This is a genomic window from Saccharopolyspora sp. NPDC045839, assembly GCF_056431645.1.
Window position 1 is genome coordinate 24,096 of record NZ_JBWKKH010000022.1, and the last position, 25,015, is coordinate 49,110.

The window sequence follows — 25,015 nt, forward strand, 5'->3', positions numbered from 1 at the left end:
ATCCAGCGTCAGCCCGACCGACGGCTCCTCAACCCAGGTTCAGCGAGCTCCCCAGGCTGACCAGACACCTCCTGGCTCTCTGTTCGCCTCCGCGCTGGCCCGTTGACCGCACGCCAGGGTTCACCGCGACTGCCAAGCGCCCCGCGCCGGTGCCGAGGAAGGGAGCTCAGCCGCCGATGTAGGACATCTCGACCTTGCGGGCGCGGGTGCTTTCGGTCGTGCGAAGCTCGGAGTACCTGTCGGTGCGTCGTCCCCAGAGCGCCTGAATGCGGCTTTCGAGTTCGGCGTCGTCGGCCCCGCCGCGCAGCAACGCGCGCAGATCGTGGCCGCTGGACGCGAAGAGGCAGGTGAACAGCTCGCCCTGCGCGGACAGGCGGGCCCGGGTGCAGGTGCGGCAGAACGGCTCGGTCACCGAGGCGATGATGCCGACCTCGCCGCCGTCGAGGTAGCGGTAGCGCCGGGCCACTTCGCCGGTGTAGCCGGGGTCCGCGGGCTCGAGGGGCCACGCGGCGTGCAGACGGTCGACGATCTCGCGGGCGGGTACGACGTCGGTCATCCGCCAGCCGTTGGTGGTGCCCACATCCATGTACTCGATGAACCGCACGACGTAACCGTGCTCGCGGCCGAACCTGGCCAGGTCGAGGATGTCCGAGCCGTCGTTCATACCGCGCTTGACCACGGTGTTGACCTTGATCGGGGCCAGCCCCGCCTCCTCGGCGGCGGCGATGCCGCGCAGTACCTGGGAAAGCGGCACCCGGGTGTCGCTGATCCGCGCGAACCGCTCCGCGTCCAGCGAATCGAGGCTGACCGTCACCCTCGACAGGCCCGCATCGCGCAGGCCTCGTGCTTGCGCCGCCAGCAACGAACCGTTCGTGGTCAGCGCGATGTCGTCGATGCCGTCGACCTCCGCCAGCATTCCGACGAGGAGGTCGAGCTGCCGGCGCAGCAGCGGTTCCCCGCCGGTCAGCCGGATCTTGCGCACGCCCTGGCGGGCGAAGACACGCGCCAGCCTGGTGATCTCCTCGAAGGTGAGCAGCTCCGAACGGTCCAGGAACAGGTGGTCCGCCCCGAAGACCTCCCGGGGCATGCAGTACCGGCAGCGGAAGTTGCACCGATCCGTGACGGAGATCCGCAAGTCCCGCAACCACCGGCCGAACCGGTCCGGCACCTGGCTGTTGGCGTCCCCGTTGCGCATCGCGCCTCCCGCGTGGCGGCTCCGCCTTCGATGGTGCGACCGCTGCGTACCTGGTGGCAACCCGCACCCGTCCGGAAACGCGAGGGAGCGGTGGTGCAGGCGTTGCGAAAGTGCCAGCGGTTAGCGGAACTTCTGCCGGCAGATGACGCCGCAAGCGATGCAGCCTGCCTGATCGGAGCCGGACCACGTCCGCTGCCTGACATCCGCAGGAGCGGCGGACGTGGTCCGACGATCCTGAGCCGTCGTCTGCCTCCAACGAATCGGCTGCACCGGTCGCAGGCAACGGACGCTGGGCGGTGAGCTCGCGTCGGTGGTGTGCCGCAGGCAGCGGATATCTGCCGCTGCCCCTGTTCGGGCCCGTCGAAAACCGCAGGTTGGCCTATCTTTGTGGGTGTCACGGAAAGCGCTGCTGGGTTGTGCATGCGCGGCGACGAGGAGCACCCATGTCCCAACCGGACGAGGGCAGGCCCGGTCCGGAGACCACCGCGACCGAGATCCCGAGTAGAAATCTCCCCGGCGTTCCCTACGCCGACCTTCCGGAAGTGCGGCCGTTGCGGAAGGTGCTCGGTCCGAGCGTGCTCCTGCTGGCGGGCGCGATCGGCTCCGGAGAATACGTGCTGTGGCCGTACATCTCGTCCCAGGTCGGTCTCGCCCTCGTGTGGCTGGCCCTGATCGGAATCCTCACCCAGTACTTCCTCAACATGGAGATCGAGCGCTACTCGCTGGCCACCGGGGAGACCGCGGTCACCGGGTTCAGCCGACTGTGGTGGCACTGGGGGTGGCTGTTCGTCATCATGACCATCGTGCCCTGGGCATGGCCGGGGTGGGCGACCGGCGGCACGACCACGTTGGCCTTCGCGTTCGGCTTCGCCGAGGACGCCGTTCCCTACATGACCATCGGAGTGCTGCTGCTGATCGGCCTGGTGCTCACCGTCTCGCCGGTGGTCTACCGGACCGTCGAGAAGATCCAGTTCTTCCTGGTCGGCCTGATCGTGCTCTTCCTGATCTACGCCGCGCTGGTGCTGCTCGGGCTGGACGGCTGGCTGGCGATCGGCAAGGGCTTCGTTTCCATCGACCAGATCCCCGGGGCGGTGGCCGCGATCCCGGCGGCGACGCTGCTCGGCGCGATCGCGTTCGCCGGGGCGGGCGGCGCGCTCAACCTGGTCCAGTCGAACTGGATCAGGGACAAGGGACTGGGCATGGGGAGCCGGCTGCCGAAGGTGGTGTCGCCGTTCACCGGGGAGGAACAGACCGTTGCGACCACGGGCTACTTCTTCCCGCAGGACGAGGAGAACCTTCGCCGGTGGCGAGGCTGGTGGCGGGTCGCCGACCGGGAGCAGTTCATCACGTTCTTCGTGATCGGCCTGTTCGCGCTGCTCATCCTGATGGGCCTGACGTACGCCACCATCGGGATCGGCAGCGAGGCGGAGGACTTCGAGTTCATCCGGCTGGTAGGAGACGGGCTCAGCGGCGCGACGGGCACGATCTTCTTCCTCATCGGCACGGTCGTGCTCTACTCGACCAACCTCGCCGTGCTGGACATGGTCGGCCGGGTGACCGCGGACATGCTCAAGACGGGGCCGCTGCGCAACAGCAGGGCCCTGAGCGAGAGCCGCATCTACTTCATCGTGGTGTGGGCGGAGATCGTCTTCGGCTCTGCGATCCTGTTCTCCGGGCTCGACGAGCCGCTGATCCTGCTGATCATCGCGTCGTCGCTCAACGGCATCGTCATGTTCGTGTACTCGGTGCTGCTGATCAGGTTGAACCGGGGCGTCCTCCCGCGGGCGATCGGACTCAAGGGCGTCCGACTCGTCGCGCTGTGCTGGGCCGTGCTGTTCTACGGAGGATTCTCGCTGTTCACGATCTACGACGAGTTCAGCCAGCTGTTCGGCTGAGCAGCTCGACGCGATACCACCTGGTTTCCGCCTCCGCCGGGTGGCAACATTCGACTTGTCGGCCGCTTTCCGCCGGCAAGATTCGCCCAGGAACAGTCGTGATCGAACCTGGTGACGCCGACCGCACGGGCCCTGCTGCCGCCGGGCTCACGGTCCGCGACGTGCTCGGGATGGAGCTCCTCGCCGACGCCGAGGTGCTGGCGGGGGCCGGTGGCCTGGATCGCCAGATCCAGCGGCTGAACGTCATGACGGTGCCCAACATCCTTCCTTGGACGAAGGAACACGAGTTCATGCTCAGCACCGGCTACCCGTTGCCGCAGTCCGGGGAGGAGCTGGCCGAGCTGGTCCGGCAGTTCGCCCATCGAGGCGTCGCCGTGTTCGGGATCAAGTTCGGCCGCTACACCCGAGCCCTGCCGCAACGGGTGCTCGACACAGCGGACGAGTTGGCATTGCCGATCGTGCGGATCCCCGAGGATGTCGCCTTCGACGACATCCTCAGCCGCGTCTTCTCCGACATCGTGAACCGGCAGGCGGCGACCATCGCCCGGGCCCAGGAGATCCACAGTTCGTTCTTGCACATCGTGCTCGCCGGCGGGCAGCTGCCCGAGATCGCGGCCAAGCTGTCCGAGCTGCTGGGCGGGGTTGCCGTGTTCGTGGCCGACGAGGACGGGCGGGCCCGGGCCTCGGTGTACAACGCTGAACAGCGCGACCGGCTCGTCGATGTCGGCGTCCTCGATGGGCGGGGGAGGTTGCGCACCGCTCATCTCGGACCGGGTGCGCAGCAGCTGGCGGCGGACCTGACCGTGATCATCGCCCCGGTCTCGGCCGGTGAGCTCCGGTGCGGCCGGCTGGTGGTCGTCGGCCCGTCCGACCGGATGGGGCCCGAGGTGACGGTGGCCGTCGACCAGGCTGCGGTGGTAGCGGCGCTGGACGTGACGCGGCAGCTGGCCGTGGATGCCGTGGAAAGGCAGTTCGCCGCCAACGTGCTGCACGATCTCGTGACCGGCCAGGGGGCGGACATCGACGACGCGTTGGGGCAGTGCGCGACCTTCGGCTGGGACCTGCATCGGCGGCTCGTGGTCGTCGTGAGCCGGGCCGAATGGGTGTCGTCGCGCGAGCGGGCCGGGCACACCGACCCGGACCTGGCGCAGCAGCGCTACCTGGACCTGTGGTGCTCGGAGGTCCGCAACCAGGACCCGCGGGGTGCATCGGCGGGGTTCGCGACCAACCTGGTGGCGGTGGTCGGCGCGGCCGAGGACGATCCGGCCGCGGTGCCGCGCGAGATGTGGTCGGGCCTGAAGGCGACGACCCGGCACGAGTTCTCCATGGGGGTCAGCTCCCCGGTGGACGACCCGCGGTTGATCTCGGTCGGCTACGAGCAGGCCCGCAAGGCGCTGCACATGGGGCGGCGGGCCCGAGGGCCGGGCAAGGTCACCTCGTTCGCGGATCTGGGCCTGTTCCGCCTGCTCAGCCTCGTCGACGACGTCGGCGAACTCCGACGGTTCGTCGACGACACGCTCGGTCCGCTGCTGGGCCTGGAAGAACGGGAACGCGCCGAATTGCTGAAGACCCTTGACGTCCTGTTGAGCAGTCACCTCAACGTCGCAGTCGCCTCCCGCGCCCTGCACGTGCACTACAACACCATGCGTCACCGGATCGCGAAGCTGGAGCAGCTCGTGGGACCGTTCATGGTGGACAGTCGATTGTGCCTGCACCTGTCCGTGGCGTTGCAGGTCCGTGAGATGCCGGATGTGGCGCGCTGACGAATCCGCCGGACGGATGCTCGGGCCGATGGCAGAAGTTGCCGTTGCGGAAGCCCATCGTTCGGCAACTCACGCCAATGGCTGCGCTCGGCGGTACTCCTATCCTGGTTACCGCGGATCGACGAGGCGCCGCACCACGCGCCCGAGCGCGGGGAAGTCGCTGTTGCGGTAGGTCTCGGTCCGCCGTCGATCGCCCCCGAAAAGCGCGGAGGGGGACTGTGGCAGAGTTCGGACAGTACCTCGGCAATGGCCTGACGCTGGGAGCGATCTACGCGCTCATGGCCGTTGGGCTCACACTCGTCTTCGGCTACATGAACGTGGTCAACTTCGCGCACGGCGAGTTCTACATGATCGGCGCGTACCTTTCCTACACCGTCGCGGGCATGATGGGCCTGCCGTTCGTCACGGGGCTGGCCGCGGCGGTGCTGGGCGCGATAGTGCTCGGAGTGCTGATCGACTGGGGGGTTCTGCGCAAGCTGCGGGAGCACGACGACATCGCCATGCCGATCCTGGCCACCATCGGGATCTCGATCCTGTTGCAGAACGGGGCGATGCTCGTGTGGAGCCCGGTCCCGCAGACCGCCGGGTCACCGTTCTCCAGCGACAGCATCGATCTGCTCGTGACGCGCACGACGCCGCGCAACATCTTCATCATCATCGTTGTCGCCCTGACGATCCTGGCCGCGCACCTGCTCATGACCCGCACCCGCATCGGTCTGGACATGCGCGCCACGTTCCAGGATTCGACGGCCAGCTGGCTGATGGGCGTGAACGTGCGGCGGGTGTACGCGATGACCTTCGCGCTGGGAGCGGCGATGGCGGCGCTTTCCGGTGTGCTCATCGCGACGATCTTCCAGATCACGCCGACGATGGGGGTGCTGGCGACGCCGAAGTCGTTCGTCGTGGTCATCCTCGGCGGGCTGGGGTCCTTCCCCGGGGCGATCGTCGGCGGGCTGTTGCTCGGGCTGGTCGAAAGCCTGGGCGCCGGGTACGTGTCGGCGGGGTACAAGGACGCGTTCGGGCTGCTGGTTCTCCTCGCCGTGCTCCTGCTCCGCCCGCAGGGCCTGTTCGGCGCGCGCAAGGTGGTGCAGGAATGACCACCCTGCTCAGCTCGCGTTCCTGGCGCGCCGCGGTCTCCGTGGCGGTGGTCGCCCTGCTTTTCACGGGTGGCATGGTGTCCGGGCCGTACCAGACGCAGATCGCCGTGCTCGCCGCGATCTACGTGATCCTGGCCAGCAGTCTGAACCTCGTGCTCGGGTACTCGGGGTTGCTGAGCCTGGGACATCAGGCGTACTTCGGTCTCGGTGCCTATGTGTCGGCCATCGCCTCGACCGCGCTCGGGGTGCCGATGGTGCCGGCGGTGGTGGCCAGCGCGGCTGTTGCGCTGGTCGTCGCCTGGATGATCGGGCGGGTCACGCTGCGGCTGAGGGCGGCGTTCTTCGTCATCGCGACATTCGCCGTCGCGGAGATCTTCCGCCAGGTGGCGTTGAACTGGGTGGCGTTGACCGGGGGCCCGATGGGTTACTCGGACATCCCGCCGATCGGCCTGTTCGGGTACGAACTCGTCCGGCCGAAGGAGGTCTTCCCCGTCGTCTTCGCGGTGGCGTTGCTGATCGTCATCGCCGTGGCGCGGCTGGCATCGTCCGGTCTCGGCTACAGCCTGCGCGGGCTCGCGGAGAACGAGAACCTCGCGCGAGCGGTCGGGATCGACACCAGCCGGCACGCGACGATCGCGTTCAGCCTGAGCGGAGCCATGGCGGCCGTGGCCGGCTCGCTGTACGCGCACACGGTCGGATTCGTCTCGCCCGAGGTCTTCGGATTCGCGATCATGATCAACACATTGCTGATGGTGATCGGTGGCGGCATGGGCACCGTGCTGGGACCGGTGATCGGAGCCGTGCTGTTCACCCAGCTCCCGGAGATGCTGCGGTTCAGCGACGAATGGCGGCTGGTGATCTACGGGCTGGTGCTGATCCTGCTGGTGCGGTTCATGCCGCGCGGCTTGTGGGGCACTGCGGTGCACGTGATGCGGCAGCGCGGCCTCACGACGGCAGCGCCGAGTTCGCGCTCCGCGGACGAGGGCTCGGCGACGACCACTCCTGCCGCAGCTGATCGGAAGGGGGCGGACCATGGCGCGTCGTGACCTCGTCCTGAACGGACAGGTGTCCACATCGGACTCACTTGTGGTGGACCGGCTGACCGTGCGCTTCGGTGCGCTGTGCGCGGTGTCGAGCCTCGCGCTGGAAGCCGCTCCCGCCGAGATCACGGCTCTGATCGGGCCCAACGGTGCGGGGAAGTCGACCGTGTTCAACGCGATCACCGGGTTCGTCCCGGCCGCGGAAGGCAGCGTCCGGCTGGGCGACGAAGAGTTGACCGGACTGCGGCCGCACGTCATTTCCAAGCGCGGTGTGGTGCGGACGTTCCAGAAGCGGAGCCTGTTCCCGCGACTGACGGTGTTCGACAACCTCCGCATCGGACTGCACACGACCGAGCCGAAGTCCGTGTTCGGCGCGATGCTCGGCATGCCGCGGTATCGCCGCGCGCAACGCGAGCTCCACGCCACGGTTCGCGAGCTGGCCCGTTTCGCAGGGATCGAGCAAGAGCTGCAGCGCGAGGCGCGCACCCTCCCCTACGGGCGGCAACGCATGCTCGCGGTGGCCATCGCACTGGCGGCGCGGCCGTTGTTCCTGCTGCTGGACGAGCCGTCGGCAGGGCTCAACCGGACCGAGACCACGGTCATGGCCGGTTTGCTGGAGCAGGTTCGGCGCGCCGGTGTCGGCGTGGTCCTGGTCGAGCACGACATGAAGTTCCTGTTGGGGATCTCCCACCACGTGGCCGTGCTCAACGCCGGCGAGAAGATCGCCGACGGAACCCCGGCACAGATCCAGGCCGATCCGCACGTGCGTGCGGCGTACCTGGGGGAGAAGGCGGCGCCATGTTGAGCGTTCAGGGTCTCACCGCCGGGTACGGCCGCGTCGCGGCCATCGTGGACGTCACGATCGAGGTGGCGGCAGGCGAACTCGTCACCATCATCGGCAGCAACGGCGCCGGCAAGTCGACGCTGCTGCGGGCACTTTCCGGGTTGATCCGGGCCACTTCGGGGACCGTGCGGTTCGACGGCGCGGACATCACCAACCTCTCCCCGCACCGGATCGTCAAGGCTGGGCTCGTGCACTGCCCCGAGGGCAGGCACGTGTTCCCGATGCTGACCGTGCGGGAGAACTTGCGGATCGCGATGCGTCGCGGCCGATCCCATGAACGCGAGCGCCTCGGAGAAGTGCTCGCCTTGTTCCCCAGGCTCGGGGAGCGGCTTTCTCAGTCGGCCGGGAGCTTGTCGGGCGGGGAGCAGCAAATGCTGGCCATCGGCCGCAGTCTGATGGCCGCTCCCAAGCTGGTCATGCTCGACGAGCCTTCGCTGGGACTGGCCCCGCTGCTGGTGGAGCAGGTGCTGCAGGTCGCCGGCCGGATCCGGGACAGCGGCCGCACGGTTCTGCTCGTCGAGCAGAACGCAGAGCTCGCCCTGCAGGTGGCCGACCGCGCGTACGTGCTGGAACGTGGCCGGATCACCGAGTCGGGCGTGGCCGGCGAGCTCGCCGGCAGTCGTACCGTCCGCGAGGCGTACCTCGGCGGATGAATCGGGGAGGGAGGGCCTCTCATGCGTCGGTGTCATCTCGCCGCACTCGCGGCGTCGGTGTTGTTCGCGGCCACTGCCTGCGCCGGTGGAGGCGGCGATGGCCCGGACGAGGTCACCATCGGCGTTGCCCAGCCGTTGAGCGGTCCGGTGGCCAGCTCCGGCCAAGCTGTTGCGCATGGCGCCGAAATCGCCGCGGAGGAGATCAACGCGGGCGGTGGGATCAACGGCAAACGGGTCGTGCTTCGCGTGGAGGACGATGCCAACGACCCGGCGACCTGCGTCAACGTCGCGCAGAAGCTGGTCAACGAGGCGCAGGTCCCGGTCGTGATGGGCGGCTGGGGATCGTCGTGCACGCTGGCGATGCAGCCGATCCTCGAACGCGCCCGGGTGCCGTTGCTGGTGGAGACGTCCAGTTCGGACAAGGTCACCGACAAGGACCAGTCCGGCGGCGAATGGACGTTCCGCCTGTCGCCGACGTCGTCCATGGAGGCGGTCGCGCTGGAACCGGTGCTCAGGGGAATGGGGATCAAGTCGGCGTTCACCCTGTCGGTCAACAACGACTTCGGGCTCGGTGCGGCCAAGCACTTCGGCGACACCCTCACCCGCGCCGGGGCGAACGTCGTCGGCGGGGCGAAGTTCGAACAGACCGAACAGAGCTTCTCGACCTTCGTCACGCAGGCGATCGCCTCCGGCGCCGACACGTGGATCGTCACGACGGACGCCAGCCAGATCGCACTCCTGCTCAAGGAAGCCAGGGGGCAGGGCGCCACGGCGCGGATCATCACCACCGGTGGCTCGAACAGTCCCGTGCAAGTGATCCAGCTGGCCGGTCCGCAAGCCGCAGAAGGCAGCTACGCGACGATGTTCTTCGCGAGCTTCGATCCTGCCAAGGCCGCCGCGCCGCAGGAGGCAGAGCGGTTCCTGGCCACGTGGAACGCCAAGGGGTACAACCCGGGCGAGGCTCCTGAGGGAGTGCGCGGCTATCAGGGGATCAAGGTCATCGCCGCGGCGATGGGCGCCGCGCAGAACCCGGAGGACCCCGCCTCGGTTCGCGACGCGTTGGCCGGAGTGGCCCTACCCGGGGCGATCTACGGCGACATCAAGTTCCAGACCTGGCGCAACCTGGTCAACCAAACGGTGCCCCCGGTCTACCTGGTGCGCACGGTCGGCGGCAAGGTCGAACTCGTCGGCACCGGGCAACCGCCGTACTGACCGGAAGCAGGAGGTGCAGGATGTCCGTCTCATTCGGACTAGCGGTGGAGAACTTCACACCCCACTCGCGCGAGCCGAGCACGGAGGGGATGGCCGCCTATGCGAGGCGGGCCGAGCAACTCGGGTTCCGGTCGCTGTGGGCGTGGGACCACCTGTTCCTCGGCGCCCGCCGACCCTTCCCGTTCCACGAGGCGCTGACGACGCTGACCGTGCTTTCCGCGCACACCAGGGATGTTCTGCTCGGCACCGGCGTGCTGGTGCTGCCGATCAGGGAGCCCGCAGTGCTGGCGAAGGTCACCGGGACGCTGCAGATCGCCTCGGGCGGGAGGCTCGTTCTCGGCATGGCCGCCGGCTGGTACGAGCGGGAGTTCGACGCGACCGGTGTGCAGTTCAAGGGACGTGGGCGCACCTTCGAGCGCAATCTGGAAATCCTCTACCGGCTGTGGGGAGAGGACGGTGTGACAGGGGAGTACGACCACGTCCGGTTGCGCAACGTGCGCATGCTGCCGCTGCCGCGGCCCCGGCCGAAAGTGCTCATCGGAGGCTACGTCGACCGGGTGCTCAAGCGGGTGGCCACCCGCGGCGATGGCTGGCTCACCTACTTCTACACGGCCGACAGCTTCTCCCGGGCGTGGACGAAGATCCGCGGCTTCGCCGAGGAAGCGGGCCGAGATCCCGGCCAATTGTCCAATGTGGCGCAGTTGCCGCTGTGCATCGCCGATTCCTACGAGGAGGGCGATGCACTGGTGCGGCGATACGTCGATGACTACTTCGACATGGCCGCCTGGAGCGAATCGACCCCGGACAGCGCGATCAGGGGCACACCCGAACAGTGCGCCGAACAGCTCTCCGCGCATGTCGAGGCCGGCGTGCAGCACCTGGTCTTCGCGCCCTTCGAGTACCGGCTCGAGCAGATGGAGCGCTTCGCAGCCGAGGTGTGGCCGTTGTTGCAGGCCGCGCCGGCGGGGAGTGTGCGATGACAGCCACGACGTTCCGCGACGCACGCGCCGATCTGGAGCGCCATGCGCGGCCGGTGCGCGACAAGACGTGCACTGCCGCCGAGGCGCTGCGGCTCGTCGAGGACGGCCACCACGTGGGGATCGGAGGAACCCTCTACTCCCGTACCCCGATGGCGCTGGTCTTCGAGCTCCTGCGCCAGCCGCACCGAGGGCTCACCCTGTCGCGCCCGCTGACCTGCTACGAGGCCGAACTGCTGCTCGTGACCGGCGCGGCTGACCGCATCGTGACCAGTTGGATGGGCATCGGGCTGAACTGGGGTCTCTCCCAGGTCCTGCGGCACTACGTCGAGCGCGGGCTGGCCGCCTACGAGGAGTGGAGCCATCTCGGCATCGGGCTGCGGTACAAGGCCGGGGCGATGGGGGTGCCGTACCTGCCGACGCTGACGATGCTCGGGTCGGACCTCGCGCGCATGGACGGAACGCGGACCGTGGAATGCCCGTACACCGGGCAGCGCCTGCTCGCAGTGCCCGCGCTGCACCCGGATGTGGCGCTCATCCACGTGCATCGTGCCGATGTGTACGGGAACGCGCAGGTCGACGGGTACCGGCACATGGACGTCGACATGGCGCGCGCCGCGCGCCGCGTCGTGGTCAGCGCCGAGGAGATCGTCGACCCGGATGTGATCCGGGCGAGCCCCTTCAGCACGATGCTCCCGCACTTCGCGGTGGATGCGGTCGTCGAAGCACCGTACGGCTGCTACCCGCACGAATGCTACGGCCGCTACGAGGCGGACACCGAGCACTTCGACACGTACGTGCAGGCCATCCGTGACCACGGGCTGGACGGCGTCCGGCACTACATCGACGAGCACGTGCTGGGGCACCCCGACTTCGCCGGCTTCCTCGGGGACGTCGGCGCGGCTCGGCTCGACCGGCAGCAGCGACGGGCGAAGGAGTTGATGTACGGATGAGGCCGACACCCACGGAGATCATGACGGTGACCGCGAGTCGTCTCCTCGACGACGACGCGGTGGTGTTCGCCGGTGTCGGAATCCCCCTGCTCGCCTCGGCTCTGGCGCGCCGGCGGCAGGCGCCGAACCTGACGATCGTGCTGGAGGGCGGGATCGTCGGCACGCATCTGGTTCCCGGGCGGCTGCCGATTTCCACCAACGAGATGCGCGCGGCGTTCGGAGCGCCGATGCTCACCGACATCACCGACATCTTCCTCTTCGCGCAGCGGGGATTCTTCGACTTCGGGATCCTCGGCGCTGCGCAGGTGGACATGTACGGCAACATCAACACGAGCTACATCGGAACGCCGGACGCACCGAAGGTGCGCCTGCCGGGAAGCGGTGGTGCCAACGACATCATCTCGCTGTGCAACGAGATCTTCATCGTGACCGCGCACGAGCCGCGGCGGTTCGTCGAGCAGGTCGACTTCATCACCAGCCCCGGCCACCTCCGGGGCGCGAACACGCGCGCGGAGTCCGGCCTGGTGTTCGGGAACGTCAGCACGGTGGTGACCGACCTCGCGGTGCTCGACTTCGATCCGGAGTCGCGGCGCATGCGGTTGCGCGCCGTGCAACACGGGGTGCCGGTCGATCAGGTGCGTGAGGCGACGGGATTCGAGCTGCTGGTGCATGAGCCGCTCGACGAACTCCCGCCGGTGAACCCGGCGGAACTGGCCATCCTGCGCGACCTCAACGGCGCTGCGGTCGGTGCGGCGTGAGCGCCGATGACGACGGAGGGAGGACGGCGATGACGACGGGCGGGCCTCGACGGGTGGGGCTGATGATCCCCTCGTCGAACACCATGATGGAAGCCGACTTCGTGCGAGGCCTCCCTGACGGGATGACGCTGCACACGGCGCGGATGTTCATGCGCGACACCACCCGGGAGGGCGAAGAGCGCATGCTCGACGAGTTCGCGATCCCGGCAGCGCGAGAGCTGGGGACCGCCTACCCGAGCGTCATCGTGTTCGGCTGCACCAGCGCGGGTGCGTTGCGCGGCAACGACTACGACGCCGGACTGTGCGCCCGGATCAGCGAGGTGGCAGGAGCGCCCGCGATCAGCACGATCCAGTCGGTGCGTTCCGCGATCAACTCGAGCGGCGCACGGCGGGTCGGGGTCGTGACGCCCTACGTGGACGAGCTCAACGCGAAGGTCAAAGCCAGCATCGAGGACGACGGGGTCGAGGTCGTGCGCATCGCCGGCCTGGGCATGACGGAGAACTTCGCGATCGCGCAGGTGCCGCGAGAGACCATCGTCGAGTTCACCGCCACCGCCCTCGCCGACGTGGACATCGATCTCGTTTTCGCGTCCTGCACCAACTTCGGGGCCATGTCGGCGATGGAGGGCATCCGTGATCGGCTCGGGCACCCCGTCATCACCAGCAATCAGGCGGTGCTGGCAGCCACGATCGCACGGATCGAGCAGGACCTCGCCGCCTGAGGCGAGCGGGAGGAGGTTCTCGTGGTCAGCGTCCCCTTCGAGTACACGCGGGTCGCCAGCTACGACGACGCCGTGCGCGCCTTGGCCGAGGGCGGGGAGGACGCCAAGCTGCTGGCCGGTGGTCAAAGCCTGGGCCCGATGCTCGCGCTCCGGCTCGCGCGTCCCACAGCGCTCATCGACATCAACGACATCGACGACGGAGAACCCGCCGTGGACGGCGAGATCCTGCGCATACCGGCGCTCACCCGGCACCGCGCCGTCGTCGACTCCGCCTTGATCCGCCGGCACACGCCGATGCTCGCAGCGTGCACGTCCAGGGTGGGAAACGTACGAGTCCGCAACCGCGGCACCATCGGCGGCAGCCTGGCGCACGCCGACCCCACCGCGGAAATCCCCTGCGCATCACTCGCTCTCGGCGCCGACGTCGTCGTGCGAGGCCCGGACGTCGAACGCACGATCCCCGCCCGCGACTTCTTCGTCACCTACCTGACCACGGTGCTGGAACCGACCGAGGTGATCCAGGAAGTCCGGTTCCCCGTCCTGCGCGCCAGGCAGGGTTGGAGCTTCCACGAGCTGGTGCGCCGCGCATCGGACTTCGCCGTGGTCGCCACGGCCGCCGTGGTCGAGCTCGAGCCCGACGCCACGACGGTGCGTTCGGTGGAGCTCGCCCTGGCCGGGGTGGCCGACCGCCCGATGCTGGCCGACCGGAAGGCCGTTGCCGGACTGGTCGGATCGACCTGCGCTCCGGGCGAGGTGGCCACCGCGGCCGCGGCGGTCGCTGAGACGACCTCCCCGGACAGCGATGTGCACGCCTCCGGTGCTTACCGGAAGCGGCTCGTGGAGGTGCTGAGCCGGCACGCCTTCACCGAGGCGGCGGAGCGCGCACGGCAGAACGGAGCGGTTACCTCATGAACAAGCGACTCGTCGGCCTGTCGGTCAACGGCCACCGGTACGACGTGTGGGTCACGCCGAGCGATCTGCTGCTCGACGTGCTGCACGACGAGATCGGCCTGTCAGATGTGCGCTACGGGTGCGGAGAAGGCGTGTGCGGGACGTGCACCGTCGAGTTCGACGGCGAGCCGGTCAGCGCCTGCCTGATGTTCGCCGTGCAGGCGGAGGGACACGAAGTGACGACCGTGCGCGGGTTGCTCGACGAGGACGGCGCCCTGCATCCGCTGCAGCAGCAGTTCCTCGTGCATGGTGGTTCGCAGTGCGGCTTCTGCACGCCCGGAATGGTGCTCACCGCGCACAGCATGGCCCGGCGCGGGGGACGTCCGAGCCGGGAGGAAATCCGGTACGAGCTCGTCGGCAACCTGTGCCGCTGCACCGGATACACGAAGATCCTCGACGCGATCGAGGACTACGTCGAACAGGTCTCCGCGGCGAAGGCCGAGCAGCCATGAGCAGCGACGTCAGCACCGCCCCGACGCCGCCTGCGGCGCCGCCCTCCGCGCCGATGCGGGTGGTGGGCCGCAGGCTGGCGCACCACGATTTCGTCGACAAGGTCAAGGGATCTCTGCTCTACGCAGCGGATTGGACGCTTCCGGGAATGCTCTACGCCCGCGTGGTCCGCTCGGCCTTTCCGTCGGCGCGGATCAAGTCCGTCGACGTCGCGGCGGCACGTGCTCTGCCTGGTGTCGTCACGGTGCTCACCGCGCGGGATGTGCCCCGCAACCGGCTCGTGGAACACGCCACCGGAGGACTCGGTGAACTCACCGTGGCGATGCCCGTGCTCGCCGACGATCGGGTCCGCTATGCCGGAGAACCGATCGCCCTCGTCGCCGCGACGAGCCAGCAGATCGCGGACGAGGCGGCGGAAATGGTCGATGTCGGCTACGAGGAGCTGCCCGGTGTCTTCGACCCCGAGGCCGCTCTGGCCGACGACGCGCCGCGTGTGCACGACGAGGGCAATGTGCTGATCAACTGGCACATCCGGCGAGGCGACGTGGCGGCGGCGTTGGCCGCGGCCGACGTGGTCGTCGAAGGGGAGTACCGCAGTCAGCGGGTCGAACACGCCTATCTCGAGCCCGAGGCCGGTGTCGGCTGGATGGACGGCGGTGTGCTCACCCTCCGGGTGTCCACCCAGGTCATCGAGCACGCCGTGGAGATCGCGGACATCCTCGGTCTACCGGCGAACAAGGTGCGGGTGATCGGCGCCTACCTGGGTGGCGGCTTCGGCGGCAAGGAGGACATGACCGTGGAGCCCTACCTGGCGCTGCTGGTGTGGCGGACCCAGCGCCCGGTGCGGATGGTCTGGGACCGGCAGGAATCGATGATGGCGAGCACGAAACGGCATCCGTTCGTCATGCGTTACCGCACCGGTGCGCGGTATGACGGGACGATCGTCGCCCAGGACATCGACATCACCGGCGACGCCGGCGCGTACCCGTACTTGAGCGCTCGCGTCATGTTCGCCGGCGCGGCGGTGTCGTGCGGTCCGTACCGAACGCCGAACGCCTCGCTGCGCTCGCGCGCGGTGTTCACGAACAACGTGCCGACCAGTGCGTTCCGCGGTTTCGGCGCGATGCAGGTGGTCTTCGGGTACGAGTCGCAAATGGACCGTCTCGCCGACGTCCTGGGACTGTCGGCGGTCGAGGTGCGACGGCGCAACTTCCTCAGCAAGACCGACATCATCCCGACCGGGGAGTCGCTGGCGACGTGCGTGGCCGGCAGCGAGACGATGGAACGCGCGCTGGCGCGGCTCGGCGAGCCCCCGCAGCCCAGCGGCCCGTCCAGGCGCGTTGGTCGCGGATTCGCCTGCAACATGCAGCCTTACGGGCGCACGGTGTGGTTCCACGACCACGCTTCCACCTGGCTGAGCCTGCAATCGGACGGCACTCTGCTGCTGCGAGCGGGCATCACCGACCTCGGCGCCGGGCAGGCGGCAAGTCTGTGCCAGATCGCCTCCGAGGTGCTCGGAGTACCGCTGGACGAGATCAGCGTCTACATCGGAGACACCGCGTTGAACCCGCAGGCGGGAGGCACGTTCGGCACCCGGCAGCTGTACATGTCCGGGAACGCGGTGCTGCATGCGGCTCGTCGACTGCGGGACGAGATCGCTCCCGTCGCGGCGGAGATGCTCGGGTGCCACACGGCCGACCTGACGTTCGAGGACGGGCTGGTGCGCGGTCCGGCGAGCACCGGGCTGACGCTCGCGGAGCTCGTCGCCGGCTGCGAGGAGCGCGGAGTGGACACCTCGCTGTTGTCGCGGTGGCGAGCCGACCGGGGCGCGTTCGACCCCATCGCGGGGCAGGGCGACAGCTTCCCCGACTACACCTACGGGTGCCACGCCACCGACGTCGAAGTCGACGTGGAGACCGGCGAGGTGGCGGTCTTGCGCTACACCGCCTCGCACGACGTGGGGCGTGCGATCAACCCGCTGCGAGTGGAGGGGCAGATCCAGGGTGGTGCGATGCAGGGACTCGGGTACGCCCTCATGGAAGACGTGGTGCTGGAGGAGGGAAACTGCGCGTCGACGTTGTTCGCCGGCTACCTCATCCCCAGCTCGCTGGACATGCCCGATGTCGAAGTGGACATCGTCGAAAGCGGTGAGGGCAAGGGGCCGCTCAACTCGCGTGGCATCGGCGAGCCGCCGATCGGGCCGTGCGCCGCCGCGATCGCCAATGCGATCACCGCGGCGATCGGCGAACGACCGACGTGCCTGCCGATGACCCCGGAACGCGTGCTCGAGCTCTGCGACCGCGCGGGGAAACCGGCGGGGGAGGTGTCGACGTGAAGACCGACGCGGGTGAGCTGCTGATCAATCACCGCTCGGTTCCTGTCATCGAGGGCATCGCCGCCGACCGGGGTCCGCTGCGGCTGCATCGGCGGCTCCCGGGTTACGCTCGCACGCCGCTGTTGGAGGTCCCGTCGCTCGCCGAGCGTCTCGGAGTTGGCCGCCTGTGGGTGAAGGACGAAAGCTCGCGGCTGGGTTTGCAGTCGTTCAAGATCCTCGGTGCCTCCTACGCGGTCTACCGCGCGCTGTGCGACCGGCTGGGTGCCGAGCCGTCGTGGAGCGACATCGACGAGCTCCGGCACCGGGTGAGCGCCCTGGCGCCGATGACGCTGGCGGCGGCCACCGACGGCAACCACGGGCTCGCCGTCGCCCGCATGGCCCGCCTTCTCGGCCTGGCGGCGCGCGTGTACGTGCCGGCCACGATGATCGCCGCGCGAATCGAGGCCATCGAATCGGAGGGCGCGGCGGTCACCGTGGTCGACGGCGATTACGACGATGCAGTCCGGCGCTCGGCGGAGGACGCCTCGGACGGCTGCATCGTGGTGTCCGACACCTCGTGGCCGGGCTACCGGCGCATTCCGTGGTGGGTGATCGAGGGGTACTCGACGATCTTCTGGGAGGTCGACGATGCGCTCCACGAACGTGGCGCGGGCCCACCCGACGTCGTCGTGGTGCCGATGGGCGTGGGCGCGCTCGCAGCGGCGACAGTTCGCCACTACCGTCGCCCCGAGGCGAGCGCCAGGCCGCGGCTGGTCGGCGTCGAACCGCTCTCGGCCGACTGCGTCCTCGCGTCGCTGCGCGCCGGCCGCCCGGTGACCATCCCGGGCCCGCACGACTCGATCATGGCCGGCTTGAACTGCGGCACACCGTCGCAGCTGGCCTGGCCCTTGCTGCGGGACGGGATGGACGTCGTCGCGGCGATCGATGACACCCGCGCGTGTGCGGCCGTGCGCCGGCTCGCCGGTGTCGGCATCGTCGCCGGCGAAACCGGCGCGGCGGGGATCGGTGCACTCGCCGAGTTGCGCGATGAGGCGGGGCAAGCCCGTGTCGCGAGTGGACTTTCGCCCGCTGCGTCGGTGCTCGTCGTGGTCACCGAGGGCGCCACCGACCCGCAGTCGTACGCCCGGATCACTTCCGGCGACGCGTGATTCGCTCGCAGAGGAGGAAATCCTGTGAACACTCGCACCTACGGCGGTCCGCTCATCGACATGACCGGGGCCGTCGACCTGCATTGCCACCCGTACCCGGACCTGTTCCCGCGACTGGCCGACGATTTCGACATCGTGCGTGCCGCCCGGGACGCGGGCATGAAGGCCATCGTGCTCAAATGCCACCACGAGAACACCGTTTCACGCGCCTACCTGGTGCAGCGGGTCATCCCGAACATCCGGGTGTACGGGGGCATCGTCCTCAACTACTACGTCGGCGGCATCAACGCGGCCGCGGTCGAGGCATCGCTCCGGCTCGGCGGCAAGGAGGTGTGGATGCCGACCGTCGATGCCGGGTACCACGCCCAGATGCACGGCGGCACCGGCGGATACGACTCGCAGACCGGTGGTCGCAGCCGGGCGGAGGGCATCTGGGTCGCCGATGCCGACGGCAGGCTCAAGCCGGAGATCAAGGAGGTGCTGGAACTGGTCGCGGAGTACGGCGCCATCCTCGGCACCTGCCATCTGTCCCCGCGCGAGATCGTCTCGCTGGTCAAGGAGGCCCGGGACGTCGGGGTGGAGAAGATCGTCGTCACCCATCCCTACTTCAAGGTGCCCAATCTCGACCTGGACACGCTCGAGGAGATCGCGCGGCTCGGGGCCATGCCGGAATTCGGCTACTGCACGGTGTCACCGGCCTGGCATTACGCCGTGCCCGAGAAGATCGCGCACAGCATCAAGCGCATCGGGGCGTCGCGGTGTCTGCTGGTGTCCGACACCGGCCAGCGGCACAACCCGTTGCCCTCGGAAGCGTTGCGGATCTTCGCGCAGACCGTGTTCGAGAAGGGGGTCGCCGAGGCCGACGTGACCCGGATGATCACGCAGAACCCACTGGATCTGGTCGACTACGCGAACGACGCCGGACCCACGCAAGCCGACGTGGCGTGGGCGCGGTCGCTGGTCGAGGACCCCTGTTCCGAGGCAACCCCAGTGCCATCAGCGGTCATGTGAGGTGAAGGGGAAGACGCGTTCAACGATCATGCCGGCCTTGAGCTCAGCCCAGTCGGGACCGAACCAGCAGGTTTCTCGTGGCATAGCAGGGTTGTCGAGTCCCGCTGCCGTGGCGCACCGCGCCGGTTCGGAGCTTCGAACCCGCCGTGGTCGCCTCGCCAGGTCACCCGTGCACCGCGAGCACCTCGCGCCGCTTCGGCAGGCGCCGTCGTGCGCGCCTCTGCCGGTGTCCCAGTCGATCGGCACGGGGATTGGCATCGGTAGTGGGATCCGTCGCGCGGGAGTTTACTGTGCATGGGACTCCTTGAGGGGAGGAGCCAGCGATGACCACTGAGTCATCTGGACTTTCCTCCGGAACGTACGGGCGGCGCGACGTGCTCCGGGCCGCCGCGGTCCTGGCGTTGGCGGGCGCGTGCGCACGCGAAGAGGCGACGGGGCCGACGGACGCACGCGCGGCTCCGCAGGAGACGTTCACCGAGCCCTCCCGCCGGTTGTCCGGTGATCTTCGGGTCCTGCTGTGGAGCCACTTCATCCCCAGCCATGACCGATGGTTCGACGCCTTCGCCCGGAACTGGGGTGGCAGGGTCGGCGTCAACGTCACCGTCGACCACATCGACCAGGCGCAGATTCCGACGCGCATCGCAGCAGAGGTGCAGGCCCGGCAGGGCCACGACCTCATCCAGTACATCGCACCACTGTCCCAGTTCGAACCGAGCATGCTCGATCTCCGCGACCTCACCGACGAGGCGGTGCGGCGCTGGGGCCCGCAGCTGGAGCTGTGCCGCAAGTCGACGTTCAACCCGACTACCGGGCGGTTCTTCGCCTACTCGCCGGGATGGGCACTCGATCCCGGAAACTACCGCCGGTCGCTGTGGCAGCAGGTCGGCATGCCGCAGGGTCCCTCGACCTGGGACGGCTTGCTCACGGGCGCCGCTGAGATCAAACGGCGGGCCGGGATCCAGCTCGGTCTCGGCCTTTCGCAGGAGATCGACTCCAACATGGTCCTGCGGGCTCTGATGTGGTCCTACGGCGCTTCGGAGCAGGACGCGCAGCAGCGGGTCGTGCTCAACAGCCCCGAGACCGTCGCGGCCGTGGAGTACATGAGCCGTCTCTACCGGCAAGCGATGACGCCCGAGGTGTTCTCCTGGAACGCGGCGAGCAACAACCAGGGTCTGGTCGCGGGGAAGCTGTCCTACATCGTCAACTCGATTTCGGCTTGGCGCACCGCCCAGGGAGCGAACCCAGCGGTGTTCGACGACACCTTCTTCGTGCCCGCGCTTCGGGGCCCGCGGACTGCGCTCGCGGCGCAACACGTCATGTACAACTGGGTGATCCCGCAGTACGGCCCCGGCGCGGACGCGGCGAAGGAGTTCCTCCTGCACTACACCGCGAACTTCGCGTCGGCGACGTACCACTCCCAGATGTACGACCTGTGCGCGTGGCCGCGGCTGACCCCGAACCTGGACGGCTGGCTAGCGGCCGACCCGTTCGGCGCCCGGCCGCCGGACAAGCTGAAGTTCTTGTCCCACGCCACCGATTGGAGCACCAACATCGGCCACCCCGGCCCGTCGAGCACAGCCGTCGGGGAGACGTTCAGCACCTTCGTGATCCCGAACATGTTCGCGCGTGCGGCGCGCGGCGACGCAAGCCCCCAGCAGTCGGTGGCGGAGGCGGACACCCAGGTCAGGGCGATCTTCGAGAAGTGGCGGCGCGCAGGCCTGGTCGGAGGTTGAGCCGTGGCCGTCGTGGAGGTCCGGAAACTGGTCAAGCACTTCGACGCCGGCCGGGTGCACGCCATCGACGGCGTCGACCTGGCGGCCACCGACGGCGAGTACCTGGTGCTGCTTGGCCCGTCGGGGTGCGGAAAGACGACGCTGCTGCGCATGATCGCGGGGTTGGAACAGCCCACCAGTGGTGACGTGCTGATCGAGAACGAGGTCGTCACCGGCTTGCCGCCGCGCGCCCGGAAGATCGCCATGGTGTTCCAGAGCTACGCGCTCTACCCGCACAAGAGCGTGCTCGCCAACATCGTCTTCCCGCTCAAGGCGGTCGGGATGGGCAGCGCGGAACGGGAGGCCAAGGCTCGGTGGGCGGCCGAACTGCTCGGCATCCAGGGGCTGCTCGGCCGCAAGCCCCGCCAGCTCTCCGGTGGTGAGCGACAACGCGTCGCACTCGCTCGGGCGCTGGTGCGGGAACCGCACGTGTTCCTGCTCGACGAGCCGCTGTCGAACTTGGACGCCAAGCTGCGCGCCAGTGCACGCGAAGAGCTCCGGCGGTTCCAGCAGGAGATCGGCACCACCACGATCTACGTCACCCACGACCAGGCTGAGGCGATGGGACTGGGCGACCGCATCGTCGTGCTGGACAACGGCACGGTTTGCCAGGTCGGTCCGCCGGTGGAGGTGTACGACGATCCGGCGTCGACTTTCGTGGCCACGTTCATCGGCTCTCCGCCGATGAACCTCGTGCCACGCGACGGGGTGCTGATCGGCTTCCGCCCGGAACACCTGCTGCCGGCGGGGGAGGTCCGGGCGGTCGACCGGATGAACGTCCCGCTGACCGTCGAGCGGATCGAGCACCTCTCCGGCGATCGGCACGTCTACGGCACGGTGGCGCGAATCGGTGAGCCGACCCGCGTGGTCGCCCGCCTACCCGCCACTGTGGACATCGAACTGGTGCCCGGCCGGACCCACGATTTCGCCGTGGACACCGCTCGAGTGCGGTTCTTCGACGCGGACAGCGGGCTGCGGCGGTCGCCGCTGCGGCTGGGAGGTTGAGGTGGTCGCCGCACGCTCCGCACGTCGCCTCGCAGACCGGGAAGGGCTGCTGGCGTGGCTGTTCCTGCTGCCCAGCGTGGTCTACATCGTCGCCCTCATCGGCCTTCCGTTCGTCCTGGCCATCGCGCTCGCCGTATCCGATGTGACCACCGGCGACACGTCGTTCGACTTCGCCGGCGCCCGCAACTTCGAACGCACCTTCGCCGATCCGGTGTTCTGGCGCTCGTTGACCAACACCGTGGTGTTCACCGCGGTGTCGATGGTCCTCATCGTCGTGCTCGGCAAGGTGCTGGCCAACATCCTCGTGGCCGATTTCCGCGGCAAGTGGCTGGTGCGTCTGCTGATCCTGCTGCCCTGGACGACACCGGTGGCACTGTCGTCGATCTCCTGGCTGTGGCTGCTCGACTCCATCTACTCGCCGATCGACTGGGTGCTGCGGCAGTTCGGCGCTCTCGGTCCCGCGCAGAACATGTACTGGCTCGGCCAGCCTGGGCTGGCCATGCTGTCGGTGATCGCGGTGCACGTGTGGCGGCTCACGCCGCTGGCCGCCGTCATCACGATGGTCGGCCTGCTGGCGATCCCGAGGGAAATCGAGGAGGCCGCGCGCGTCGACGGAGCGGGCTTCTGGCGGCGGATGTTCGAGGTGACGGTTCCGCTGGTGCTGCCGATCGTCGCGGTGGCGGCGCTGTTCGGCGCCATTTTCACCTTCACGGACATGGCGGTGGTCCGGGTGCTCACCCGCGGCGGACCGAACGACTCCACTCAGGTGCTGGCCAGCTGGGCTTTCTACCGGGGTATCGAGGGCGGCGACGTTGCACAGGGTGCGGCGATCGCGCTGTTCCTCTTCCCGCTGCTGCTGGCTGCGGCGATCGCGATTCTGCGGGCGGTGCGCAGATTGGAGGTGCTGTGATGACCGCCGGAGCAGCCGGGCTGCGCCGCCGCTATGCGCGTCGGCGCCTCGCGTCCCGGATCGGCGTCTACGCCGCGGCGATCCTCGGCGCATTGGTGTGTGCCGGACCCTTCCTGTGGAGCGTGGTAACGGCGTTCAAGCAGAACCGCGACCTCTACAACCCGCAGAACAACCCGTTCCTGTTCAACCGTCCGTCCACGGCCGACCACGTCGGATATCTGTTCACTGACACCGCCTTCGTCACTTTCGCCTGGAACACGCTGTGGTCCGGCCTGCTGGTGGTGGCGATCACGCTGGCGTTGAGCCTGCCCGCGGCGTATGCGCTGGCCCGCTTCGGCCTGCGCTGGGCAACCCCGATGGCAATCGGAATCTTCCTCGTCTACTTGGTTCCGCCGAGCTTGCTCTTCCTGTCGCTGGGGCGGGTCGTGGTGGCCTTCGGCCTGCAGGACTCCACTTGGTCGCTGGTGCTCGTCTACCCGACGATCACGATCCCCGTGTCGGTGTGGCTGCTGATGGGATTCCTCAAGGCGATCCCGAAGGACATCGAGGAGCAGGCGATGGTCGATGGCTACAGCCGGGTGGGTGGATTCGTGCGGGCGGTGCTGCCACTGCTGTTCCCCGGCATCGTGGCGGTGGTGGTGTTCGCCTTCACCCTTGCCGCAAGCGAGTTCATCTACGCCCTGGCGTTCGTGGCGCCGACCGACCAGATGCCGGTGGGCACCGGCGTGCCGACCCAGCTGGTCCGGGGCGACGTGTTCTTCTGGCAGTCGCTGCAGGCGGCCACCGTGCTGGTCGCGGTGCCGATAGCGATCGTGTTCAACCTGTTCCTGGACAAGTTCGTCGCGGGGTTCACCATGGGCGCGGTGAAGGGCTGAGCTGTTCCTCGCCACCGCCGTCGTGGCAACGCATTCCGGCGACGCAGGCGCCGGCCCGGCCATCCGCGCGCGGCGAAGCGGGCGAGTGGCGACCGACGGGCTGGGGGCCGCAGCCTGGGATGGTGAAGCACGTGAGGCCGAAGCACTCGATGACGCGAGTCCCGCTGCGTGCCCGGCACGACCGTGGCGCCGATCCCGGCGACCTGGTCGTTGATCGCGTTGAGCCAGGTTGCGCCTCTGCGGCGACCGAATCCGGACGCGGTGTCCAGGCTCAGCCGGCGCCCAGGGGCGCGCGCCTCGCGAGCACCCGGCGATGGCTGATCCGCCAACCGCCGCCGGCATCGCGCAGGACCGTGTCCTCGTACGTCACGCTCCCGCACGAGCCGTCGGCATTGACTCCGATCCCCTTGGAACGCGCGTGAACCCGCCCCTCGGCGACCTCGTCGAGCACGATGTTCGTGACGTGATGCGCGACCGGGTTCGCCTCGCCCAACGCCATCGCCGCATCGTGAATGGCGGCCAGCCCGACCAGCGGCGGCCCGCCCAGATCCGTGACGTCATAGACCACGTCGGAGGTGAAGAGCTCACCCAGTCGATCAAGCTCGCCGGCGTCGACGTAGTGCCCGTGCAGGGAGATCAACTCCGCGATAGCCGTGCGATCGGCAAAGGTCAGCATCATCAGCACCCTCTCGGAACACAACCGGGGACTTCCCCGTTTCGCCGGGTAGGATAACCGGGGAGGTCCCCGTTCGGCCGGGAGGAGGTGCCGATGCCACACGCCGGAAACGCGAGGTCGCGCAGGGCAGATGCCGCACGCAATGCGGACCTGCTGCTGGCGGCCGCGAGGGAACTCTTCGCCGAACGAGGTCCCGACATCGCGCTCGATGACGTCGCACGCTGGGCCGGGGTGGGCAACGCGACCCTCTACCGGCATTTCCCCACCCGCAGCGACCTCCTCATCGCCGCCTACTCCGACGAAGTGGCCGAGCTGTGCCAGCACGGCGCCGCCCTGCTCGAACACCCCTCGGCGGGCCAGGCGCTGTTCGACTGGCTAGCGGACTTCCTGACCCACGTCGCAACCAAACGCGCACTGGCAACCGCGATCACCGAAAGTCCCCGCGGCCGCCGCACCGAGCTGTTCGACCGCTGGCACGAATCGATGAGATCCACCGCCGATCAGCTGCTCGACCGAGCCCGGCAAGCCCGAGCCGTCCGAACGGACCTCACCGTCGGCGATCTCCTCGCGCTGACCAGCGCGGCTGCGATCACCGCCACCGACGCCAGCCACGCCCACCGGCTCCTGAACATCCTGCGCGGCGGCTTCGAAACACCCGCGCCGCACCGGTGAGCGGCTATTTCGTTGAGCGTCCGTCGTCGGAAGACTGAGGAGACCTCATGCAAGTTGCGCTTTGCGGATGGCGTTCCACGATTGACGCGGGCTTGCCTGTT

At 68.7% G+C, this 25,015-nt stretch carries 23 protein-coding genes; 21 read left to right on the forward strand and 2 right to left on the reverse strand.

The window, feature by feature from the left end; genetic code table 11:
- Positions 1–166: 166 nt before the first annotated feature.
- Positions 167–1,195: a GTP 3',8-cyclase MoaA gene (gene moaA / locus AC07EQ_RS27070; RefSeq protein ID WP_478390678.1), complete on the reverse strand. Its 1,029-nt coding sequence runs from the start codon at positions 1,193–1,195 to the stop codon at positions 167–169.
- Between the two features lie 443 nt (positions 1,196–1,638).
- Here moaA and AC07EQ_RS27075 point away from each other — a divergent pair, with 443 nt between their 5' ends.
- The 20 genes from AC07EQ_RS27075 (at position 1,639) to AC07EQ_RS27170 (ending at position 23,566) form a co-directional block, all read left to right on the forward strand.
- Complete coding sequence (locus tag AC07EQ_RS27075) at positions 1,639–3,090, forward strand: Nramp family divalent metal transporter (RefSeq protein WP_478390679.1); 1,452 nt, start codon at positions 1,639–1,641, stop codon at positions 3,088–3,090.
- A gap of 98 nt (positions 3,091–3,188) precedes the next feature.
- Positions 3,189–4,853, forward strand: coding sequence for a PucR family transcriptional regulator (locus tag AC07EQ_RS27080; protein ID WP_478390680.1), 1,665 nt, complete (start codon positions 3,189–3,191; stop codon positions 4,851–4,853).
- A 218-nt stretch (positions 4,854–5,071) separates the two neighbouring features.
- Positions 5,072–5,950 (forward strand): branched-chain amino acid ABC transporter permease, encoded by an 879-nt coding sequence (locus AC07EQ_RS27085; RefSeq protein ID WP_478390681.1) that lies wholly within the window; start codon positions 5,072–5,074, stop codon positions 5,948–5,950.
- Positions 5,947–6,996 carry a branched-chain amino acid ABC transporter permease gene (locus AC07EQ_RS27090; protein WP_478390682.1) on the forward strand — a complete coding sequence of 350 codons (1,050 nt, stop codon included), beginning with the start codon at positions 5,947–5,949 and terminating at the stop codon, positions 6,994–6,996. The genes AC07EQ_RS27085 and AC07EQ_RS27090 overlap by 4 nt, the downstream gene beginning before the upstream one ends.
- Positions 6,983–7,795 carry an ABC transporter ATP-binding protein gene (locus AC07EQ_RS27095; protein WP_478390683.1) on the forward strand — a complete coding sequence of 271 codons (813 nt, stop codon included), beginning with the start codon at positions 6,983–6,985 and terminating at the stop codon, positions 7,793–7,795. Before AC07EQ_RS27090 ends, AC07EQ_RS27095 begins: the two co-directional genes overlap by 14 nt.
- A complete protein-coding gene (locus tag AC07EQ_RS27100; protein WP_478390684.1) occupies positions 7,789–8,487 on the forward strand; it encodes an ABC transporter ATP-binding protein in 699 nt (232 codons plus the stop codon). The genes AC07EQ_RS27095 and AC07EQ_RS27100 overlap by 7 nt, the downstream gene beginning before the upstream one ends.
- Positions 8,488–8,508: 21 nt before the next feature.
- A complete protein-coding gene (locus AC07EQ_RS27105; protein WP_478390685.1) occupies positions 8,509–9,699 on the forward strand; it encodes an ABC transporter substrate-binding protein in 1,191 nt (396 codons plus the stop codon).
- 20 nt (positions 9,700–9,719) lie between these two features.
- On the forward strand, positions 9,720–10,679 hold the full coding sequence (locus AC07EQ_RS27110; protein WP_478390686.1) for an LLM class flavin-dependent oxidoreductase: 960 nt from the start codon (positions 9,720–9,722) through the stop codon (positions 10,677–10,679).
- Entirely contained in the window at positions 10,676–11,629 is a 954-nt protein-coding gene (locus AC07EQ_RS27115; protein ID WP_478390687.1) for a CoA transferase subunit A, read from the forward strand. Before AC07EQ_RS27110 ends, AC07EQ_RS27115 begins: the two co-directional genes overlap by 4 nt.
- Complete coding sequence (locus tag AC07EQ_RS27120) at positions 11,626–12,387, forward strand: CoA-transferase subunit beta (protein WP_478390688.1); 762 nt, start codon at positions 11,626–11,628, stop codon at positions 12,385–12,387. Before AC07EQ_RS27115 ends, AC07EQ_RS27120 begins: the two co-directional genes overlap by 4 nt.
- Before the next feature lie 29 nt (positions 12,388–12,416).
- A complete protein-coding gene (locus AC07EQ_RS27125) occupies positions 12,417–13,109 on the forward strand; it encodes a maleate cis-trans isomerase family protein (protein WP_478390689.1) in 693 nt (230 codons plus the stop codon).
- Between the two features lie 21 nt (positions 13,110–13,130).
- Complete coding sequence (locus AC07EQ_RS27130; RefSeq protein ID WP_478390690.1) at positions 13,131–14,021, forward strand: FAD binding domain-containing protein; 891 nt, start codon at positions 13,131–13,133, stop codon at positions 14,019–14,021.
- Positions 14,018–14,512 carry a (2Fe-2S)-binding protein gene (locus AC07EQ_RS27135; protein ID WP_478390691.1) on the forward strand — a complete coding sequence of 165 codons (495 nt, stop codon included), beginning with the start codon at positions 14,018–14,020 and terminating at the stop codon, positions 14,510–14,512. The genes AC07EQ_RS27130 and AC07EQ_RS27135 overlap by 4 nt, the downstream gene beginning before the upstream one ends.
- Positions 14,509–16,845: a xanthine dehydrogenase family protein molybdopterin-binding subunit gene (locus tag AC07EQ_RS27140; RefSeq protein ID WP_478390692.1), complete on the forward strand. Its 2,337-nt coding sequence runs from the start codon at positions 14,509–14,511 to the stop codon at positions 16,843–16,845. The genes AC07EQ_RS27135 and AC07EQ_RS27140 overlap by 4 nt, the downstream gene beginning before the upstream one ends.
- Positions 16,842–17,993: a diaminopropionate ammonia-lyase gene (locus AC07EQ_RS27145; protein WP_478390693.1), complete on the forward strand. Its 1,152-nt coding sequence runs from the start codon at positions 16,842–16,844 to the stop codon at positions 17,991–17,993. Before AC07EQ_RS27140 ends, AC07EQ_RS27145 begins: the two co-directional genes overlap by 4 nt.
- A gap of 24 nt (positions 17,994–18,017) precedes the next feature.
- The gene (locus AC07EQ_RS27150; RefSeq protein ID WP_478390694.1) at positions 18,018–19,004 is read left to right on the forward strand and encodes a DUF6282 family protein; all 987 of its coding nucleotides are present in this window, start codon (positions 18,018–18,020) and stop codon (positions 19,002–19,004) included.
- Positions 19,005–19,327: 323 nt separating this feature from the next.
- Entirely contained in the window at positions 19,328–20,737 is a 1,410-nt protein-coding gene (locus AC07EQ_RS27155; protein ID WP_478390695.1) for an ABC transporter substrate-binding protein, read from the forward strand.
- Between the two features lie 3 nt (positions 20,738–20,740).
- Positions 20,741–21,781, forward strand: a complete 1,041-nt coding sequence (locus AC07EQ_RS27160; protein WP_478390696.1) for an ABC transporter ATP-binding protein — start codon at positions 20,741–20,743, stop codon at positions 21,779–21,781.
- Between the two features lies 1 nt (position 21,782).
- Positions 21,783–22,691, forward strand: coding sequence for a carbohydrate ABC transporter permease (locus tag AC07EQ_RS27165; protein ID WP_478390697.1), 909 nt, complete (start codon positions 21,783–21,785; stop codon positions 22,689–22,691).
- Complete coding sequence (locus tag AC07EQ_RS27170; protein WP_478390698.1) at positions 22,691–23,566, forward strand: carbohydrate ABC transporter permease; 876 nt, start codon at positions 22,691–22,693, stop codon at positions 23,564–23,566. The genes AC07EQ_RS27165 and AC07EQ_RS27170 overlap by 1 nt, the downstream gene beginning before the upstream one ends.
- 271 nt (positions 23,567–23,837) lie before the next feature.
- Here the strand turns inward: AC07EQ_RS27170 and AC07EQ_RS27175 are convergent, their stop codons facing one another.
- Positions 23,838–24,245: a nuclear transport factor 2 family protein gene (locus AC07EQ_RS27175; protein WP_478390794.1), complete on the reverse strand. Its 408-nt coding sequence runs from the start codon at positions 24,243–24,245 to the stop codon at positions 23,838–23,840.
- A 90-nt stretch (positions 24,246–24,335) separates the two neighbouring features.
- On the opposite strand from AC07EQ_RS27175, the gene AC07EQ_RS27180 reads away from it, so the two are divergent.
- Positions 24,336–24,914 carry a TetR/AcrR family transcriptional regulator gene (locus AC07EQ_RS27180; RefSeq protein ID WP_478390699.1) on the forward strand — a complete coding sequence of 193 codons (579 nt, stop codon included), beginning with the start codon at positions 24,336–24,338 and terminating at the stop codon, positions 24,912–24,914.
- Positions 24,915–25,015 lie beyond the last annotated feature (101 nt).